General features: G+C 62.8%; 1 protein-coding gene. It reads left to right on the top strand.

The annotated features are described in order from the left end of the window. A partial coding sequence (locus AC09SL_RS29345) for a condensation domain-containing protein (RefSeq protein WP_479571985.1) occupies positions 1-2,247 on the top strand: 2,247 nt, incomplete at both ends.

Genomic DNA, 2,247 nt, shown 5'->3' with positions numbered 1-2,247 from the left:
CCGTGGTGCTGGCCCGTGAAGATGTACCGGGCGAGAAACGCCTGGTGGCCTATTTCACACCTCATGCACCAGAAGCGTTCGCTGACATCGAAGCCTTGCGCGCTCATCTGCTAGTGCAACTGCCTGAGTACATGGTGCCGACCGCCTACATCCGGCTCGATGTGCTGCCGCTGACCCCCAACGGCAAACTCGACCGCAAGGCGCTGCCGACACCGGATCACTCAGCGATGATCGCTCGTGAGTACGAGGCCCCGCAGGGCGAAGTGGAAGCCAGCATTGCCCGCATTTGGGAAGACTTGCTCAAGCTCGAACAGGTCGGTCGCCATGACAATTTCTTTGAATTGGGCGGTCATTCATTATTGGCCGTGAAAATGATCGAACGCATGCGCCAGATCGAGCTGAGCGTCGATGTGCGGGTCTTGTTCGGCCAGCCGACGTTGGCCGCGTTGGCTGCCGCCGTCGGTGGCTACCGGGACGTCGTGGTGCCGGCCAACGGTATCCCGGCCGATTGCACGCGCATCACACCGGACATGCTGCCGTTGGCTGCGCTGTCCCAAGCGGAGATCGAGCAGATCGTCGCGGCGGTGCCGGGCGGTGTAAGTAACGTCCAAGACATTTATGCCCTGGCGCCGTTGCAGGAAGGCATTCTCTATCACCATTTGGCCGCCGCCGAAGGCGACCCCTATTTGCAACAGGTGATATTCGGTTTCGACCAGTTCACGCGCTTGGAAGATTTCGCCCATGCGCTGCAAGCCGTCATTGCCCGGCACGATATCCTGCGCACTGGCGTGCTCTGGGAAGGCCTGCCCGAACCCATGCAGGTGGTCTGGCGAGACGCGCCACTGAGTGTCGAGCCGGTTGCGCTGGATCCGGCGCAGGGTGACATCGCCACGCAGTTGCACCAGCGTTTCGACCCGCGATTCTATCGCCTGGACATTCGCCAGGCGCCGATGATGCGGCTTGTCTACGCGCAAGACCTGGCGAACCAACGCTGGGTGGGCATGCTGCTGTTTCACCACCTGGTGGACGACGTCACGTCACTGGCGGTGCTGTCGGCGGAAATCGAAGCGCACATGCTCGGTCAGGCGCAGCGGCTGTCGGCGTCGGTGCCGTACCGCAACTTCGTGGCCCAGGCTCGCCTGGGTGTGAGCCGTGAGGCGCACGAAACCTTCTTCCGTGAAATGCTCGGTGACATCGACGAGCCGACGTTGCCGTTCGATTTGCAGGATGTGCAAGGCGATGGCAGCGGCCTCGAGGAGGTGCGCCAGGAAGTCGAGGCCGGCCTGAGTCGTCGACTGCGGGCCCAGGCGCGTCAGTTGGGAGTGAGCGCGGCGAGCTTGTATCACCTGGTTTGGGCGCAAGTCCTGGGCAAGATATCGGGCAAGGACGATGTGGTGTTCGGCACGGTATTGGTCGGACGGATGCAGGGCGGTGAGGGGGCCGACCGCGCGCTGGGGATGTTCATCAATACCTTGCCGTTGCGAGTGAGTGTCGGGCAAACCGGGGTTCGTGCGGGAGTGAAAGCGACCCATGCCCGCTTGACCGCACTGCTGGGCCATGAACACGCCGCGTTGGCGCTGGCGCAACGCTGCAGCGGTGTGCAGGCGCCGACGCCGTTGTTCAGCGCCTTGCTCAACTATCGCCACTCCGGTACCACAGTGTCGAGCGAGGCATTGTCGGCTTGGAGCGGCATCCAGATCCTCAGTGGCGAGGAGCGGACCAATTACCCGCTGATGTTGTCGGTGGATGACCAGGGCGAGGCATTCAGCTTTACGGTCATGACCCCCGCGCGCATTGGTGCGCAGCGGCTTTGTGGTTATGTGCAACACACGCTGGAAAGTCTGGTCGCGGTGCTTGAACAGCAGCCGGAGCTACCCCTGCAGCAGGTGTCGATCCTGCCGACGTCGGAGCGCGAGCAACTGCTGGTGACGTTCAACGCCACCCACGCAGACTATCCGCGACAGCAGACGATCCATGGGTTGTTCGAGGAACAGGTCCAGCGTACCCCGGATGCCGTGGCGGTGGTTCGTGGTGAGCAACGCCTGAGTTACCGCGCGTTGAACGAGCGGGCCAACCGCCTGGCCCATTACCTGCGCAAGCAGGGCGTAGAGCCCGATTCGCGGGTGGCGATCTGCGTCGAGCGCGGCATCGACATGGTTGTTGGCTTGCTGGCGATTCTCAAGGCCGGCGGTGGTTATGTGCCGCTGGATCCGGCGTATCCGTTGGATCGGATTGCCTACATGCTCC

The sequence above is a fragment of the Pseudomonas sp. PF05 genome (assembly GCF_056521845.1).
This window is presented reverse-complemented; position numbering and strand designations above follow the sequence as displayed.